The following is a 17,880-nucleotide window of genomic DNA, read 5'->3' on the forward strand; positions in this document are numbered from 1 at the left end:
CCGATAGCCTGAAATCTTGAGAAAGTGTTTTCAAGTGGGAAGGTGGCGCGATCATGTCCGGCAGTCTGATGATCGTCCTCATCGTCATCGTGTGGTTATTTGTGCTTGCGCCGCTGGTTTTCGGTGGAAATAGCAAGCCGATCCGTCGTTCCGGTGAGGCTTATGATGAGACCCGTGTGCTGCACGAAGGAGGGACCGAGCCGGTACAGCCGCGCCGTCGCCCGAAGCTCACTCGCGCCGACGTGCGTTACGACGACGAGGATGACACTCGCGATCTTGAAATCGTCGACGCCGAGGACGAAGACGAGGTGTCTGGTTCGACCGTGCTTATCGACGACCTGGCGAGCAAGCCGGACACCGTCGACGGAGAAGTGGTCGAGGGCGATGAAGACATCGCGGACGAAAGCGAAGACGAAGAGGTCGCCGACGAGAGTGAAGGCGTCTCCTACAGCATGAACCTCATCCTCGAGAACGGCGAAGACACCGATGAGGAAGAGGACACCTACGAAACGCACGAATCCTACCTCAGCCCGGAGGACCTAGGCTACGAAACCTCCACGGGTTATGAGCAATCGGGATCGACCGTCATTTCGATGGTTGAAGACACTTCCGATGAGCTCGAGGACGCCTCCGAGCCACCAGTCGACGAGGCCCATGGGGGCACCGATGACGAGCTGACTGAAGACGAACTCGAGTTCGCCGCGTCGCGCCGGGGCCGCGGTGGTTGGGACCCGGTGGCCGACAAAACCCACAGCTTGACGCGCTACCAACGCCGCCAGCGAACCTTCATTGGCCTGTGCGCCGCGCTCGTCGTCGGTGTTGTTTGCGCGCTCATCGTCGGCGGATGGGCCTGGGCAGCACCCGTAGTTGTCGCAGCGCTGATCGCTTGGTACCTGATTGCGCTGCGGAACCTTGTGCGCCTGGAGCAGGAGCTGCGGGCCCGCCGGGTGCGTCAGCTGCGTCGCGCCCGGATGGGTGTGCGTTCCTCCGATAAGGAGGCGCCGGTGCCACCAGAGCTGCGACGCCCTGGTGCCATCATCGTGGAGATGGATGATGATTCCCCCGATTTCGATCACCTGCCAGTAACCTACGCCCGGGCGCAGCAGGATGACGACGATTCCCCGTCACCCGCACCCCAGCCTCCGCAGCGACGCGTGAGCTAGTCTGCCCACACTCCGGAAGAGCCACGCCGCCACGAACCGATCAGGTGCGTGTCGACGATTCCTAGTGCCTCCATCAGTGCGAAGCACGTGGTGGGGCCGATAAATTTGAAACCTTTCTTCTTCAGCGCTTTCGCCATGGCGTGGGACTCCTCGGACTGAGTAGGCACCTCATCCATGGTTTGTGGCTGCGGGGTAGTAGCGGGTTGGAAGGACCAGATGAAATCCGCTAAGTCCCCGTCCACCTCTGGATCATCGCGCAGCGCGATAGTCGCCCGAGCATTAGTGATGACCGCCTTGAGTTTGAGCCGGTTGCGGATCAGGCGCTCGTCGTTAAGCGCCGGCTCGATGCTATCCATCTCTGCTACGCGGTCCGGATCGAAACCGTGGAAGTACTCGCGCAGCGCGTCGCGTTTGCGCAGAACTAGCTGCCAGGAAAGGCCGGCCTGGAAACCTTCGAGGCATAAGCGTTCATAGACGCCCTGTTCGTCGCGGACGGGCATGCCCCATTCGGTGTCATAGTAGGTGCGTAACATTTCATTGCTGGCGGCCCATTGTGGCCGTGCTTTTCCGTCGTCGCCGATGACTAAATCTGTGTTGGTTGCGTTCATAACCTCTTAGACTCCTCCAGACGGTGAAAGGTTCCCTTCGTGCGCTAAAAGCCACTCTTTTGCCTTTCGTCCGCCACGGTAGTTCCCAATCGTCCCGTCGGTGCGGACCACCCGGTGGCACGGCAGGACAAGGGGAAGGGGATTAGTCGCGCAGGCTGATCCCGCCGCGCGCACCGCGTTGGGGGAACCAGCCGCGGCGGCCAACCAGAGGTAGCTGCGTGTTTCACCCGCGGGAATTGTGGCGAGAGCCCATTGGGCACGCTGGGTAAAGGAATCGTCGTCAAGCGCAAGTGGAAACGTGACGGGCAGGAAGGTCCCGTCGAAGTACGCCTCCAGCCATGAGCAGGCCGCGTCCACCACCTCGCTGGTCTCACCCGTTGCGGTGGTGGGCGCCGGCGGGTCCTCGGAAGCGAACGCCACGCGAGCTAAACCGCGGCCGGTCGCCGCCAACGAGAGTGTGCCGATGGGGGAGTCGAAAGAATGCCAGATCAACGCAACCGTGTCCTTGTGAATGAGGATGGATCGGGGAACAGGTAGTCTAACAAGCATGAACAGGCCCGTGCTTCGTGATATCACCCTGCTTTTGGTGCGCATCGCACTGGGAGTGGTCTTTGTCGCGCGCGGTTATCAGCACTGGTTTATTGACGGCATGGGCGCCGTCGCAGCAGATTTTGCGCGCCGGGGGATCCCGCAGCCGAAACTGTCGGCGTACCTGACGGGATCTGTCGAATTGATTGCGGGAGCGCTGCTGCTGATCGGGCTGCTGAGCACGCTCATGGCAGGCATTCTGGCCTTGCTGGTGGCTGCGGCGGCCTATTTTGTTCACTTGGATCAGGGGTTTTTCGTCCAGGATGGCGGTGTGGAGTACCCGCTGGTCTTGGTGGTGACGTTGCTGGTGATCGTCGTGTTTGGTGCTGGGCGCATCAGCTTGGACGAGGTGCTTAACCGTGGTTGATCACGCTCAGATCCAGCAAGCGCTTTCGGCGCGTATCGACGGCGAACCTACCGGTCTTGACGATGCCGTGATCGATGCGCACTTGGCGAGCTGTGAGAAGTGCAAAGCCTATTGGGATAAGGCACTGTCACTGTCCCGCACTCTTGCGTTTGTCGATGTTGATGGGGGAATGGCCCCGCCGAAAGATCTCAGCGACTCGATCCTGGCGGGAGTGGAGCCTGAGTGGCGTCGGTTCGCGCGCCGCCGGCAGGTGGCCTTGTCGATCGGGCGGATCGGGCTTGTCGTCATGGGCGCGCTCTTCCTTGTGTGGGCGATGCTGACTGTGGCGCAGTCGGGCCCGCTGCTGGGAACGACCAGCGCAGATGTGGCTTTGGACGCGGGCGCAGACCCGCAGACTGGGGCACTGTTGCTCCAGGCAGCCAGTGTGCGTTTCGGCTTTGCGCTGGCGCTGTTCCTGTGTGCGTGGAAGCCCTCACAGATCCCGGGAGTCACCATGATCGCCGGGACCGCCTTTGCTTTCACGCTTGGTTTCGCGGTGCGCGATTACCTGGTGTTGGGCACGGCGGAGAACTGGGGCGAGATGGGCTCCCTCTTCATCAGTTGTGTGCTGCTTGGTGCCACGTGGTTTGCTGACCGCGGTAACGAGTTCAGGCGCATGTGGCACAGTTTGAATGCTCAGCCGACATAAGGGGCGGCCAGCGCGCCGTTCTCTGTCACGTTACTGCCAGCTCGGCAACCACATGATTTGCTGGTAGATGGATTCGGGAATCATGTAGCCGTACAGGATAGGGGAGAAGTAGAGGAACATTCCCGCCACCACGGCCAGATACGCGATCACCGCAAGGTGCCCCCACCGCAAGGGCATTCCCGCGATCTGCCGGATCCAGGGTTGCTGGATGATCTTTCCACGTCGCGTCAGGTAGCCCAACGCCATGGCGATCAGCACGATGGTGAAGGGCACAAGACCTGTGGCGTAGAAGAAGTACATCTGGCGATCAAATGCGATCAACCACGGAACGAAACCTGCAGCAAAAGCAACCAGTGGCAGGATTACGCGCAGCTCGCGGCGGACCACCCACACCCAGACGGCCCAGAGCAGCACGGGTACAGTGAGCCACCAGATCGCCGGGGTGCCGAACAAGAAGATCATCCGACGGCAGGTGGTATCGCCGCAAGAGATGTCAGTCGACGAGAAGTACAAAATGGGCCGTGCCGCGACCAGCCAGGACCACGGCTTCGAGTCCCACGGGTGGGAGTGCCCGCCCGAACTGGTGAGCTCGGAGTGAAATTCCAGCACGGAAAAGTGGTAGTGGAACCAGCCCGCCCAGGCATCCGGAAGCATGTGCAGAGGCGATTCATCAGGGATCGTGCCGTCACTGGCCGCATGCCGGTAAACAGAAGTCTCTGAGGCGAACCACGCGCGCCACGACCAGATGTACAGCAGAGCAGGAACAAGGACGAGGGAAGCAAGGGCTGCTGAAACATCGCGAATGAGCGTTCCGACGACTGGCCGGCGCGCTCCGTAACGTTGCCGCAGATACAGGTCCCAGAACACGCTGAGCAGCCCGAAAAAGGCGATGTAGTACAAGCCGGACCACTTCACGGACAGTGCAAGCCCCAGCAGCACACCCGTGGCAAAGCGCCACCAACGGAACCCCACCCGTGGACCGAAGGGCCCTGCTTCGATGAAGCGACCGTCGTGGAACGCCTCGTCGAAACGCGTGTGTACTTGGCGCATGTCTCCGGCCAAGGTCCAGGAGGCAGCGACGATGAAGAGGACCTGGAAGATATCGAGCATGCCGAACTTCGAGGTAACCAGCAGGACACCATCGCACACCGCGATGAGTCCTGCGAAGAGGCCGACCTGCCACGACTGGGTGAGCCGGCGCGCCAGCAGCATGGTGAAAACAACGACGGCGGTGCCGCTGAGCGCAGTCATGAAACGCCAGCCCAGCGGGGTATAGCCGAAAAGCATTTCGCCTAGCGCGAGAAGTTCCTTCCCCAGCGGCGGGTGGACGACCAGCCCGTAGCCGGGATTGACTTCGATTCCGCCCAGTACAGGGTTAAACCAGCTGCGCACCATGTCCCAGGCTTGCGGCACGTAGTGTTTCTCGTCGAAAATGGGTGTCCCACTGGCGGTGGTGGAGGTCAACCCAAGAAACCGCGTCACCAGCGCAAGGACCGCCACAGAGAGCATCGCCCACGTGTCGGACCGCGACCACGGAACAGTGATCGGGGTCCCTGGGCGTGGCGGGGCAATGGCCCCACTGCCCTGGGGGCGGGCGGACGATGCGCGGACGGTGCTACTCACGCGCTAAATACTAGCCGGTGACCCCGACATTACGCGCAACGTGCTGAAACCCCGCGCAGTGTGGAAAGCTGGGGCTTATGCATACTTCCGTTCAGCTCCCTTCGCACGGCATCGTGATCGCGGCAACCCCGCTGGGCAATATCGACGATGCCTCCCCGCGCCTTATCGCCGCCCTAGAGCGCGCGGCGGTGGTCGCGGCAGAGGACACGCGCCGGGTGCGTTCGCTCGCCGCGGCGCTGGGCGTGGAGATGAAGGGCCGGGTGGTCTCCAATTTTGATCACAACGAGGACAAGCGTGTCGACGAGCTGATTGCGGCGGGCCGCACGTCGTTAGTCCTTGTTGTGTCCGACGCGGGTATGCCGGTGGTGTCTGATCCGGGCCACTCGCTGGTCGCCGCTGCCCACGATGCTGGGGTGCCCGTCACCTGTTTTCCGGGGCCGTCCGCGGTGCCGACGGCGCTGGCGCTGTCGGGTTTGAACGTGGGCCACTTCATCTTCGACGGTTTCGCCCCGCGCAAGCACGGCGCCCGGCAGACCTGGTTGGAATCCCTCATCGCGGAGCGGCGGGCCGTGTGTTTTTTCGAGTCCCCGCACCGTCTTGCCGCCACATTGGAGCATGCCGCCGAGGTGCTTGGGGATCAGCGACGGGCGGCGGTGTGCCGTGAACTGACGAAGACGTATGAGGAGGTGCGCCGCGGCACCCTGCCCGAGCTGGCGCAGTGGTCGCAGGAAGGCGTGCGCGGTGAAATCACCGTTGTCATCGAAGGCGGGGAGGGCTCGAGCGCTGAACCTGCAGACTTGGTCGCTCAGGTTCTTGCGTTGGAAGCCCGTGGCACGCGTTTGAAGGACGCGGCGAAGGAGATTGCGCACGCGCATGGGGTGAAGGTCAGTGAGCTTTACGACGAGGCGTTGGCTGCGCGCCCCAAGGAGTGATCTGGGCCACTTGCTGATGGTCGTTACCTGATCGTTGTGTAGGGAAGAATTCTTTAGTTCATCTGGTATTTCCTGCCCGCTGGCGTAGGACCTTTGGCGCTCAGGGCCGTTACAGGGGCGCTGATCAAGCTGGATTCGCACACAGGTTTCTCTACGCTTGCAACGTGACTAATCAAGAAAAGAAAGAAGAAGAGGTCTACTCCGGCCCTTACGCCGAGGAGGAATATCTCACTGTCGACGAGAAGTTGGAGAACCGCACCGCCACAGAAGAGCTGGTGGACATGCTGGAGACCCAGCAGTCAGACGCTGACTTGGACTACTCCGAGCAGCGGCCAGTTCTAGAATTTGAGAACAAGAGTGCGCCGGTCAACTGGTGGATCGTCGTCCCCGTGGTCGCCCTAGTGGCGGCCGTGGTGCTGTGGGGTTTGTTGGCTCAAGACCAGTTCGCTTCCTTCGCGTCGAACTCGATGGAATTCTTGCTGAATAATTTCGGCTGGGCGTTTGTGCTGTGTGGCACCTTGTATGTGGTGTTCATCATCGGTGTGTCGATCTCGCGTTTCGGCGGAATCCGGCTGGGCGGCGACGATGAACGCCCCGAGTTCCGCACCGTTTCGTGGATCGCCATGATGTTTGCGGCCGGCATGGGCATCGGTCTGATGTTCTACGGCGCGCTGGAACCGCTGAGCTTCTACCGTGAAGGAGTGCCTGGGCGCGAGCCGCATGAAGTGGGCGCGGCTATGGCCAACGCCATGTTCCACTGGACGCTGCACCCATGGGCCCTATACGGCATTGTGGGCCTGGCGATTGGCTACTCGACCTACCGGTTGGGGCGCAAGCAACTATTGTCCAGCGTGTTCGTCCCGCTGATCGGGCAGCGCGCAGCTAACGGCTGGGCAGGCCGATTCATCGATATGTTCGCGGTGTTCGCCACAATTTTCGGCACCGCAGCTTCTTTGGGTGTGGGCTCCATGCAGATCAGCGCTGGGTTGCAGTCCATCGGGCTTATCGACGAGACCACCAACTGGTTGCTTGTTGCCATCATCGGCATACTGACGATCGCTTTCCTGGCCTCCGCAGTGTCCGGCGTTGGTAAGGGCATCCAGTACTTGTCGAACTTCAATATCATCTTGGCCGCGATCCTGGCGATATTCGTGTTCGTCGTCGGCCCCACCGTGTCGATTCTGAACCTGATCCCAGGTTCTTTTGCCGCCTACTTTGATCAGTTCTTCGAAATGGCCGGCCGAAACGCGATGAGCGCCGACGGCACCGCAGGGGAGTGGCTCAGTGGATGGACCATCTTCTACTGGGTGTGGTGGTCCTCGTGGTCGCCGTTCGTCGGCATGTTCCTTGCGCGTATTTCTCGTGGCCGCACCGTGCGTGAATTCTGCCTTGGTGTGCTGGTCGTGCCTTCGGCTGTCTCCGTGGTGTGGTTCTCCATTATGGGTGGCAGTGCCATCGTGTTCGAGCAGCAGGGCCGGTCCGTGTGGGGTGATGGCTCTGCCGAAAACATGCTGTTCAACCTGCTCTTTGAGCTGCCTGGCGGGAACATTTTCGCCGTTCTTGCAGTGGTGCTGCTTGGCACGTTCTTTGTCACCTCGGCGGACTCTGCAGCGACGGTGATGGGTTCTATGAGCCAGAATGGGCGTTCTGATGCCAGCCCACTACTCAGCGCTTTGTGGGGTCTGCTTACCGCGGTGGTGGCGCTGATCCTGCTGCTGCCTAGCTCTGATTCACTGAGCAACCTGCAAAACGTGACCATTGTGGCTACCAGCCCGTTCATTGTGATCATGATTGGCCTGATGGTGTCCACCCTGATGGACATGCGCAAGGATTTGATTTACCAGGACTATCAAGACCAGCAAATGTTTGCGACCAAGTTGGCCCGTGAGCGTCGTGCGGTGCGGGACCACCAGCGTCGAGAAGAGCTGGCCGCACGCCATGAGCAGCGCATGAAAGAGAAAGCTGCCCGCAAAGACCGTGCACCGAAGCGTTAGATCACGCTAAATAACATGATCTTCCCCATAAAAAATCCAGAAGTTATACGTTTGTTACTTGCAACGACTACTTAGTGGTCGTGAGCTGGCCATATATTATGTAACGAAAATATAACGGCGCTGGTGGCAGATCGCTTGAGATGGACAGCAACTGCTGATTCACTTTGAAAGAGCTGGCAAGGTGGACCACTCTAGGTAGCCATGTCCACTCATGACCATGATCTTTCTGCTGATCGTTCCGCAGGCACAAGCCCCGACAATGAGTCGGGGCTTGTGTCCGAAACTTTTCCCGGTAGCAAGTCTGATCGCGGCAACACTGATTACGAGACGGTGAAAGAACACCTCGATTCGGAGTCCGCGACCAGCCAGCTGGCTGCCATGATCCAAGACGGCTCGACGACGGTCGCCGAGCCGGAAGAGCCTGTTGAACTACTCTCCGACCGCAAGGATGCGCCCATCGACTGGGCCATCGTCATCCCCTTGGTCGCAATCGTTGCAGCCGTGGTTATCTGGGGCCTGACGGCGCAGGAGAGCTTCTCCAATTTCGCTAACGCCTCCTTCTCCTTTGTTATGGACAACTTCGGTTGGGCGTTCGTGCTCTTCGGCACAATCTTCGTCATCTTTGTCATCATCATCGCTTTGTCGCGGTTCGGGTCGATTCGACTGGGCCCAGTTGACGGGCAACCCGAGTTTCGCACCTCATCCTGGATCGCCATGATGTTCGCCGCAGGTATGGGCATCGGTTTGATGTTCTACGGCGCATCGGAGCCATTGGCCTTCTACCGCGAGGGCGTACCGGCCCATCAACCGCAAGAGGTCGGCACTGCGATGGCGCAGTCCATGTTCCACTGGACGCTGCACCCGTGGGCCGTCTACGCCATCATTGGTTTGGCCATTGCGTACTCGTCCTACCGTCTAGGCCGCAAGCAGTTGCTCTCCAGCGCGTTCGTTCCCCTGATTGGTCAGCGTCGTGCTGATGGCTGGCTGGGTAAGGTCATTGATGGCCTCGCCGTGTTCGCCACCATTTTCGGCACCGCATGTTCCCTTGGCTTGGGCGCTCTGCAGATTACTGCCGGCCTGGAGGCCGCTGGTTGGATCGAGGGCTCTTCGAATGCCCTGATCGTCGGCATCGTCGCAGTCCTGACCCTGGCTTTCCTCATCTCGGCAATGTCGGGTGTGGGCAAGGGCATCCAGTACCTGTCGAACTTCAACATGGTGATCGCAGCCGCCCTGGCAATCTTCGTATTCATTGTTGGCCCAACCGTGAACCTGCTCAACATGCTGCCGACCTCCCTGGGCTCCTATGTGGCCCAGTTCGCTGAGATGGCATCGCGCACCGCAGCATCCGCTGACGGCACTGCTGGCGAGTGGCTCGGTGGCTGGACCATCTTCTACTGGGCATGGTGGATCTCCTGGTCGCCATTCGTCGGTATGTTCTTGGCACGCATCTCCCGCGGTCGCACCATTCGCGAATTCTGCCTGGGTATCCTGCTGGTTCCTGCAGGCCTGTCCACTGTGTGGTTTGCCATCTTCGGTGGTACCGCAATCTGGATGGAGCAGAACGGACAGTCCATCTACGGCAGCGGCTCCAGCGAGGAGCAGCTGTTCAACCTGCTGCAAAACCTGCCACTGGGCGGAATCATGTCGATCTTCGCCATCATCTTGCTGGGTTCCTTCTTCATCACCTCGGCGGACTCGGCATCGACAGTGATGGGCTCCATGACACAGAACGGCGTGGCAGACGCGAAGCCATGGCTCTCCGCACTGTGGGGTCTTGGTACCGCGCTCGTCGGCATGACCCTGCTCATTGCAGGCGGCGACGACGCATTGAACGCACTGCAGTCTGTCACCATCGTGGCAGCCAGCCCGTTCTTGGTGATTCTCATCTTGCTGATGTTCGCCATCGTCAAGGATCTGCGCAACGATGTGATCTACCTCGATGCCCGCGAGCAGAAGGAGTTCGCCCAGAAACTGGCGATCGAACGCCGTCTACACCGTGAGAAGGCGTATCGAGAGGAGCAGAAGAAACGTCGTCGTAACGTGCTAAACCAGCAGAAGTAACGCTTCACGACGATCGACTATGCCTCTAATCCACCCGGATTAGAGGCATAACTTATGCTAGAGACCATGACTGAAACCACCGCCCAGAATATTCTCGTGTGTGTCGCGTGGCCTTATGCCAACGGCCCGCGCCACATTGGCCACGTCGCCGGATTCGGCGTCCCGTCGGATGTGTTCGCCCGTTACCAGCGAATGCGCGGCAACACTGTACTGATGGTCTCCGGCACCGATGAACACGGAACCCCGCTTCTGGTCCAGGCGGACAAGGAAGGGGTTTCGGTCAAGGAGCTGGCGGACAAGTACAATCGCCAGATCGTCGAGGATCTGGCGGGCCTGGGGCTGTCTTATGACCTCTTTACCCGCACGACCACGCGCAATCATTACGCCGTGGTGCAGGAACTGTTCAAGGGCCTGCATGCCAACGGTTATATGATTAAGGAGACAACCCAGGGGGCGGTCTCGCCGTCGACTGGGCGTACTCTCCCGGACCGCTATATCGAGGGCACCTGTCCCATCTGTAAAGCGGACGGTGCGCGTGGCGACCAGTGCGATAACTGCGGCAACCAGCTGGACCCGATCGATCTGATCAATCCTGTCTCCAAGATCAATGGCGAAACCCCAAAGTTCATCGAGACCGAACACTTCATGCTGGACCTTCCAGCGCTGCACGACGCGCTGAAGACCTGGCTGGAAGGCCGCGAGGACTGGCGCCCGAACGTCCTGCAGTTCTCCCTGAACCTGTTGGAGGATATGCGCCCGCGGGCCATGACCCGTGACATCGATTGGGGCATCCCCATCCCCGTGGAGGGCTGGGAGGATAACCCATCGAAGAAGCTCTACGTGTGGTTCGATGCCGTGATCGGCTACCTGTCTGCCTCCATCGAGTGGGCGGCACGCATCGGTAACCCGGACGCGTGGAAGGCCTTCTGGCAGGATCCCGCCACCGAGGGTTTCTATTTCATGGGCAAGGACAACATCACGTTCCACTCCCAGATCTGGCCTGCCGAGCTGCTGGGCTACGCCGGCAAGGGCTCCAAGGGCGGCGAGCAGCATGCTCTGGGTGAGCTCAACCTGCCCACCGAAGTGGTCTCTTCGGAGTTCCTCACCATGTCCGGTTCCAAGTTCTCCTCGTCGAAAGGTGTGGTCATCTACGTCAAGGACTTCCTCAAGGAGTTCGGTCCAGACCCGCTGCGTTATTTCATCGCCGTGGCAGGCCCTGAAAACAATGACGCCGACTTCACCTGGGAGGAGTTCGTCCGCCGCGTGAACAACGAGCTGGCCAACGGCTGGGGCAACCTGGTCAACCGCACCGTCTCCATGGCGCACAAGAACTTCGGCGAGGTTCCGCAGCCCGCGCAGCTTGCCGACGAAGACACCGCCATCCTTGAACTGGCCGCGAAGACTTTCGACGAGGCCGGAGCCGATCTGGAACTGGCCAAGTTCAAGAACGCCATCTCTAAGGTGATGCACGTCGTCGGCGAGGCGAACGCATATATCGCCGAGATGGAGCCGTGGAAGTTGGCCAAGGACGAGTCCCAGCGTGACCGTCTAGCAACCGTGCTGTGGACGGCCCTCCAGGTTGTCAGCGACTGCAACACTATGCTCACCCCATTTTTGCCGCACACCGCGCAAGCGGTCCACGAAACCCTGGGACGCACCGGCCAGTGGGCCGCCACCCCAGAAATCCGCGAGGTCGTCGATGACGCCGAGTTTGATCTCGTGGGCGTTGACCTACCGGAGAAGGGCCAGACCTATCCCGTCATCACTGGTGACTACACCCAGCAGCAAGCTGTGTGGAAGCGCATTGACGTGGAACCGGGCACCGAGCTGGCAAAGCCGAAGCCGCTCATCGCCAAGCTTGAACCAGAGTTGGGACAGACCGGACCAGAATGGGCTCCGGTGCAATAAATGCCTGTTATTGCGTTGTTTGTGGCGGTGCTGACCGCCGCGATCAACCTGCGCGCCGGGATCTCCTCGGTCGGTGCGGTGCTCGACGCGGTGCTTGCCGATTATGATGCGCCGGCCTCGCTGGCCGGGATCATTACCGCGCTGCCAGGTGCGTTTTTCTGCATCATGGGCTTAAGCGCTGTGCCCTTGGCCCGCAAGATTGGCGTGACACCGACAGTGCTGTCGGGCGCGATCTTGACCGCCGTTGGCATTGCCGCCCGTCCGTTTTCGCCGACGATCAGCCTGTTCATCGTCTGCACCGTCGGCGTGGTCGCCGGTATCGCGGTGGCGAATGTGCTGCTGCCGGCGTGGATCAAGATGTACGGCGGCCGCCACATCGTTGCCTTAACGACGATTTACTCCGCCGTCCTTGGCCTGTCCGGCGCAGTCGGCCCCTTGTCGACGATGATCACCGACACGTGGCAGGGCTCTCTAGTGGTGTGGGCGATCCCAGCCATTCTGCAGGTGCTGGTGTGGCTCTACGTCGGCGCTTTCACCAAGGTGGATATCCCCAACGCCTCTGCGGCGGAAGGAGAGCTGCACGGCAGCCTGTGGCGCTCCAAGACGGCCGTCGCTTTGATGCTGTTCTTCGGGCTGCAGTCCATGAACGGTTATGTGCAGATGGGCTGGTTGCCCGCGATCTTGATCGATGCCGGAGTCAGCGATGCTGTTGCAGCTACCGCCTTGTCCATCATCGGTTTCGCCGGTGTGGTCGGCGGTTCGCTCATGCCCACCGTCATTGAACGGTCGCGCAGTCTCACCCCGTGGGTGCTCACCTTCGGTGCCCTATGCGCTGGTGGCTACTTGGCCTTGCTGCTGGCTCCAACGGCGGCTCCTCTTCTGTGGGCCACGATCCTCGGTGTGGGTGGCTGGTGTTTCCCACTGGCCATCGCATTGATACCGGCCCGCACCCGTTCACCTTTCGTCACCGCGAAGCTTTCTGGGTTCGTCCAGCCTTACGGCTATATCGTCGCCGCCGTCGTGCCCCTGCTGATCGGCATCGCCTATGACTTCACCGGTTCCTTCCAACCCATCTTGGTCGTTCTCATCGTCCTCGGTTTGCTACTGGGCATCACAGGAATCGCCGCTTCACGTAACGTCTATATCGATGACGAATTAGCAGCTCAGAACTAACGTAGAACCGATGTCCGACCCACTTGCTAGCGTGGGGATCATGACAACTCAGGGGATGAAACAACACGCCACACGCAGTGAAGCCGATCAGCTGCTGAAACTGATCGCGGGGGAGCACGCCACGCTACGCGACGACCAGTGGGCAGCCATCGACGCACTGGTCAATCAACACCGACGAATGCTCGTCGTACAGCGCACAGGCTGGGGAAAGTCAGCGGTCTACTTCATCGCGGCAAAGCTGCTGCGGGCGCGCGGTGCCGGTGCCTCGGTGATCATTTCGCCGCTGCTGGCCCTGATGCGCAACCAAGTCGCAGCCGCCAGTCGTGCCGGAATCCGCGCGGCCACGATCAATTCGGCGAACATGACGCAGTGGGAACAGATCCAGCAACAAGTCACTAGCGGCGAAGTCGATGTGCTGTTGATCAGCCCCGAGCGCCTGAACAGCCCAGACTTCCGCGACCAGGTCCTGCCACAGCTGGCGCGGACCGTGGGCATGGTGGTGGTCGATGAGGCGCACTGTATTTCGGATTGGGGGCACGATTTCCGCCCGGATTACCGCAGGATTCGCACGCTTCTCGACGAGCTTCCCGCCAACACCCCGGTGCTGGCCACTACGGCCACGGCCAATGACCGCGTGGTCAACGATGTGACCGCTCAGCTCGGCGAAGGTACCGGCGTGTTGCGCGGCGGGTTGGATCGAGAGTCGTTGGCGCTCAGCGTGGTTCAGCTTCCCGATTCCACCCAGCGCGCCGCCTGGATTGCGTCACAATTGGAGTCTTTACCCGGCTCGGGCATCATTTACTGCCTCACGGTGTCAGCCGCCGAGGACTTGGCAGAGGCGCTGGAGACCGTCGGCTGGAACGTGGCCTCCTATACCGGGCGCACAGAATCGGAAGAGCGCGAAGGCCTCGAGCACGCCCTGATCAACAATGAGCTCAAAGCGCTCGTGGCCACCAGTGCTTTGGGCATGGGCTTCGATAAGCCGGATCTTGGCTTTGTGGTGCACATGGGCGCGCCGAGTAGCCCGATCAGTTACTACCAGCAGGTGGGGCGCGCAGGCCGCGGCACTGACCACGCGGAGGTCATCCTCCTACCCGGACCTGAGGACAAGGAGATCTGGGACTACTTCGCTTCAGTCTCCATGCCGGATGAGTCCACCGTGTACCAGCTCATCGGCGCGCTTGACGACGAGAACCCCACCTCAACCCCGAAACTGGAAAACGTGGTGGACCTCTCGCGCTCGCGAATCGATCAGGCGCTGAAGGTGCTCGACGTGGATGGGGCGGTCCGCCGTGTGCGTGGCGGGTGGGTGTCCACGGGCATGGACTGGGAGTATGACCGCGCCCGCTACGGAGGCTTGGCCACCGCGCGTCAGGCCGAGCAGGACGCCATGATTGAGTACCAGCGCATAGATGCTTGCCGGATGGTTTTCCTGCGCAACCAGCTCGACGATCCCACCGCTGAACCGGGCGAGACCTGCGGTCGCTGCGATAATTGCACCGGTAACCCTTATTCCACTGCAGTGGACCCAACTGTGGCGCAGCGTGTCGACGAGCGCCTGCGCAGCCCCGGCGTGCGCCTGGGCCAGCGCAAGATGTGGCCGACCGGCTCTGCCCGTAAGGGCAAGATTCACGGAGTACTTCCTGGTCGTGCGCTGGGCCGACTCAATGATGTTGCTCGTGGCCCGGCGCTAGCGGAACTGCTTACCCACAACGCCTGGCGGCCGAGCGGCGATTGGCAGAATGATGACTGGCTGCGCCGCGTTGTTGCCGTGCTCGCTGACTGGGAGTGGGAGACCCGCCCGAGCACCGTTGTCGCTTTAGGCAGCGAGGACCCAGCGCGCCACGACATGGTGGTGGCGCTCGCCCAGGCAGTAGCCCAGGTGGGGAAGATGAAGTTCGGTGGTGTCGTCGGCACGCGTGGCGAAGAGGTCACCGCCCACAACTCGGCCTTCCGGGTCAACGCGTTGCATGACCATTTCAGTTATGGCGATGTTCACGTGACTGCGGGGCCGGTGCTTTTGGTGACCGATGTTGTGGATACCGGCTGGTCTGTCACCGTGGCCGGCGCGGACCTCGCGCGACAGTTTTCCACAGAGGTGATGCCTTTAGCGATCGCGGCGGGCGGGGCCTAAAACTCTAACGTGTGCGGAACTGCTTCACGAAGGCGGTGAGTTTGCCCGTCTCTTCGTCGTCGAAACGCGACATCACGATCACCAGCGGGGCGGCATAGTGCTCGCCAGCCTCATCGGCGACGACAAGGTCGGTGCCATAATCGTCGGCAAGCATCTGCCAGCTTAAGTTGAGCTCGCGGCATAGAGCCTCACCGAGCGCGGTGCCGTAAATCCGGGCGGTTTCTCCACGGGGGAATTCTCGCTGCAGGTCGGGGTCCAGGCCTAGGTAGTGGCCGAGGTCGCGCTCGAAGCTGGCCACGATGTCGTCGGTCGCGCCGTTGAGGCCGCGCACGGCTGCTTCGGCGAGGTCGGCGGTGATCTGGGTGCGGGTGGCATCGTCGATAGGCGAAAAGCTCATGGAGACCATCCTACGGCGGCCGATACAATAAGCCTCATGTCTAAGAAGAAGCCACGTCCCACGCCCGTTCCCGCGCCAGGCCTGTCCGGCCTGATCGATGCGCATACGCACCTGGCCAGCGCGAAGGCGCGCACCAAGGACGAGGTGGATGCGATCGTTGCTCGCGCGGTGGATGCTGGGGTGGAGCGGCTGTGCACCGTCGGCGATGGGCTGGCGGAGGCGGAGCTGGCGCTGCAGGCCGCGCATTTCAACGAGCGCGTGTTCGCGGCGTGTGCGATTCACCCCACACGTGCGCATGAGCTTGACGACGATGCCCGCACTCGTTTGACAGAGATGGCGCAGGACCCGCGGTGCGCGGCGATAGGGGAGACGGGCATCGATACCTACTGGTTGCAGCATGACCCGGGCCGCACAGCGCCACTAGAGGTGCAGGAAGAGGCCTTTCGCTGGCATATCCAGCTGGCAGTAGATTCGGGGAAGGCGCTGATGATCCACAACCGTGAAGGCGATGCGGACATGATGCGCATTTTGGCCGACGCGCCGCGCCCACGAGAGGTGATGCTGCACTGCTTCTCCTCGCCGATCGAGGTGGCGCGCGAAGCGATTGAGCGCGGGTACGTGCTGTCCTTTGCTGGCAACGTGACGTTTAAGCGCAACGAGGAGTTGCGCCAGGCCGCCGCCGAGGCCCCGGCCGGGCAGCTGCTCATCGAGACGGATGCCCCATATATGACGCCGGAGCCTTTCCGTGGTTCGCGCAATGAGCCGGCCTTGGTGGGGTACACGGCGTTGTGCGTGGCGGAGGCCCGTGGGGTAGAGGTAGCAGCGCTTGCCGACGAGCTACGTGGCACTTTCGACCGTGTTTTCCAGACGGCTAGTGTGTGATTAATTTCACTCTCGCGTTTGTGCAGGTATCACGTTTCCGCAGGGGTGGACGTTATTGATGTGAATAGTGAGACGCGCCGTTGGGTAACGTTCTGGTAAAAATGCTTGTGTTACCGTATCGTTACCGAAAGTCATTCCGATACTTCCAATACTGTGAGGACACCGAGTATTTATGTCAGCTCAGCGGATTAACAAGTCCACCTCCCTTCCCATGAAGGTTGCCACCGGCACCGTCTTGGGTGGCCTCGTCGTCGGCGGTGTGGCCGTAGCGGGCGCTTCGCAGAAGGATGTCACCGTCGATATCAACGGTCAGCAGCAGTCGCTGTCGACCTTCTCCGGTGATGTGGAAGGCGCGCTTGAAGCAGCAGGTGTCACCGTCGGTACCGAGGACCTGGTTTACCCAGCGCCGTCCGAAAAGCTTGCCAGCGGTGATGTCATCACCGTGAAGACATCGAAGCCGGTCGCCGTTATCGTCGACGGTGAGGAGCAAAACGTCACCTCCACTGCATCGACTGTTGAGTCGCTCGTGGCAGAGCTTGATGAGGTCAACCCAGGTTCCACCTACAACGCGGACCCGAACGCGCCTGTCACCGAGGGTATGACCCTGGATGTGACCACCCCAAAGATCGTCGCCATTAACGACGGTGGCACGGTGACCTACACGTCCATGGCTAAGAAAACTGTCGGCGAGCTGCTCGCAGCACGCGGTGTCACCGTGGATTCTTACGATCGCGTGACCCCAGCTCTTGATGCGCCCTTGACCCCGAACCAGGAGATTCGCATTGACCGGGTTGATGTGCGTGACAACGTTGAAACCGTTGCGGTGGATGCCCCTGTCAACTACGTCGACGATGCCAATCTTGAGCGTGGCACCGAAGAGGTCCGCGAAGAAGGCGAAGCCGGCGAAAAGCGTGTAGTCAACCGCGTCACCTACGTCAACGGTGAAGTGGAGTCTGAGGAGCAGCTGTCGGAGGAAGAAATCCGCGCTGCAAAACCAGCCACCATCGCGCGTGGTACCAAGGCGCCACAGCAGACTGTGACTGCGGCCGTGAACTCCACTGGCGCGTCCGGTAATACTGGTGCAGCAGCACCTGCAGTTGCTGGTGGTTCCGTTTGGGACTCGTTGGCTCAGTGTGAGTCTGGTGGCAACTGGTCCATCAACACCGGCAACGGCTACTACGGTGGTCTGCAGTTCTCCCAGTCCACCTGGGCTGCCTACGGTGGTACGGCATACGCGCCGACCGCCGACCAGGCAACACGTGAGCAGCAGATCGCCATCGCGCAGAAGACCCAGGCCTCCCAGGGCTGGGGCGCATGGCCTGCCTGCACCGCGAAGCTGGGCATCCGCTAGTCACCGGCTAG

At 61.0% G+C, this 17,880-nt stretch carries 15 protein-coding genes; 11 read left to right on the plus strand and 4 right to left on the minus strand.

What is annotated here, in order from left to right:
- The first annotated feature begins 53 nt into the window (after window positions 1-53).
- On the plus strand, window positions 54-1,163 hold the full coding sequence (sepX, locus tag B097_RS12405; RefSeq protein WP_018581112.1) for a divisome protein SepX/GlpR: 1,110 nt from the start codon (window positions 54-56) through the stop codon (window positions 1,161-1,163).
- Here the strand turns inward: sepX and B097_RS0103260 are convergent.
- Both B097_RS0103260 and B097_RS0103265 read right to left on the minus strand, forming a co-directional pair.
- Window positions 1,160-1,771 carry a DNA-3-methyladenine glycosylase I gene (locus tag B097_RS0103260; RefSeq protein WP_018581113.1) on the minus strand — a complete coding sequence of 204 codons (612 nt, stop codon included), beginning with the start codon at window positions 1,769-1,771 and terminating at the stop codon, window positions 1,160-1,162. The two genes, sepX and B097_RS0103260, sit on opposite strands and share 4 nt — an antisense overlap.
- A 6-nt stretch (window positions 1,772-1,777) precedes the next feature.
- Window positions 1,778-2,320 (minus strand): methylated-DNA--[protein]-cysteine S-methyltransferase, encoded by a 543-nt coding sequence (locus B097_RS0103265; RefSeq protein WP_018581114.1) that lies wholly within the window; start codon window positions 2,318-2,320, stop codon window positions 1,778-1,780.
- Here B097_RS0103265 and B097_RS0103270 point away from each other — a divergent pair.
- Together B097_RS0103270 and B097_RS0103275 are read left to right on the plus strand one after the other, a co-directional pair.
- Window positions 2,319-2,726, plus strand: a complete 408-nt coding sequence (locus B097_RS0103270; protein WP_018581115.1) for a DoxX family protein — start codon at window positions 2,319-2,321, stop codon at window positions 2,724-2,726. The two genes, B097_RS0103265 and B097_RS0103270, sit on opposite strands and share 2 nt — an antisense overlap.
- Complete coding sequence (locus B097_RS0103275) at window positions 2,719-3,414, plus strand: zf-HC2 domain-containing protein (protein ID WP_018581116.1); 696 nt, start codon at window positions 2,719-2,721, stop codon at window positions 3,412-3,414. Before B097_RS0103270 ends, B097_RS0103275 begins: the two co-directional genes overlap by 8 nt.
- Before the next feature lie 30 nt (window positions 3,415-3,444).
- Here B097_RS0103275 and pmt read toward each other — a convergent pair whose 3' ends face one another.
- On the minus strand, window positions 3,445-5,037 hold the full coding sequence (gene pmt, locus B097_RS0103280) for a protein O-mannosyltransferase (protein ID WP_419761036.1): 1,593 nt from the start codon (window positions 5,035-5,037) through the stop codon (window positions 3,445-3,447).
- 77 nt (window positions 5,038-5,114) lie between these two features.
- On the opposite strand from pmt, the gene rsmI reads away from it, so the two are divergent.
- The 6 genes from rsmI to B097_RS0103310 all read left to right on the plus strand — a co-directional run bounded on the left by rsmI (window position 5,115) and on the right by B097_RS0103310 (window position 15,239).
- Window positions 5,115-5,969, plus strand: a complete 855-nt coding sequence (gene rsmI, locus B097_RS0103285; protein WP_018581118.1) for a 16S rRNA (cytidine(1402)-2'-O)-methyltransferase — start codon at window positions 5,115-5,117, stop codon at window positions 5,967-5,969.
- Window positions 5,970-6,250: 281 nt separating this feature from the next.
- On the plus strand, window positions 6,251-7,963 hold the full coding sequence (locus tag B097_RS0103290) for a BCCT family transporter (protein ID WP_081617998.1): 1,713 nt from the start codon (window positions 6,251-6,253) through the stop codon (window positions 7,961-7,963).
- A gap of 201 nt (window positions 7,964-8,164) precedes the next feature.
- Window positions 8,165-10,024, plus strand: coding sequence for a BCCT family transporter (locus B097_RS0103295; RefSeq protein ID WP_018581120.1), 1,860 nt, complete (start codon window positions 8,165-8,167; stop codon window positions 10,022-10,024).
- Between the two features lie 54 nt (window positions 10,025-10,078).
- Window positions 10,079-11,932 (plus strand): methionine--tRNA ligase, encoded by a 1,854-nt coding sequence (metG, locus tag B097_RS0103300; protein ID WP_018581121.1) that lies wholly within the window; start codon window positions 10,079-10,081, stop codon window positions 11,930-11,932.
- Window positions 11,933-13,105: an MFS transporter gene (locus tag B097_RS0103305; protein WP_018581122.1), complete on the plus strand. Its 1,173-nt coding sequence runs from the start codon at window positions 11,933-11,935 to the stop codon at window positions 13,103-13,105.
- Window positions 13,106-13,115: 10 nt separating this feature from the next.
- Entirely contained in the window at window positions 13,116-15,239 is a 2,124-nt protein-coding gene (locus tag B097_RS0103310; protein WP_018581123.1) for a RecQ family ATP-dependent DNA helicase, read from the plus strand.
- 4 nt (window positions 15,240-15,243) lie between these two features.
- Here the strand turns inward: B097_RS0103310 and B097_RS0103315 are convergent, their stop codons facing one another.
- On the minus strand, window positions 15,244-15,636 hold the full coding sequence (locus B097_RS0103315) for a DUF3806 domain-containing protein (protein ID WP_018581124.1): 393 nt from the start codon (window positions 15,634-15,636) through the stop codon (window positions 15,244-15,246).
- 36 nt (window positions 15,637-15,672) lie between these two features.
- Here B097_RS0103315 and B097_RS0103320 point away from each other — a divergent pair, with 36 nt between their 5' ends.
- Window positions 15,673-16,518, plus strand: coding sequence for a TatD family hydrolase (locus B097_RS0103320; RefSeq protein ID WP_018581125.1), 846 nt, complete (start codon window positions 15,673-15,675; stop codon window positions 16,516-16,518).
- Window positions 16,519-16,690: 172 nt separating this feature from the next.
- A complete protein-coding gene (locus tag B097_RS0103325) occupies window positions 16,691-17,869 on the plus strand; it encodes a resuscitation-promoting factor (protein ID WP_018581126.1) in 1,179 nt (392 codons plus the stop codon).
- The last annotated feature ends 11 nt before the right edge of the window (window positions 17,870-17,880 follow it).

This window comes from Corynebacterium pilosum DSM 20521 = CIP 103422, from assembly GCF_000373805.1.
GTDB classification, from domain to species: Bacteria; Actinomycetota; Actinomycetes; order Mycobacteriales; family Mycobacteriaceae; genus Corynebacterium; species Corynebacterium pilosum.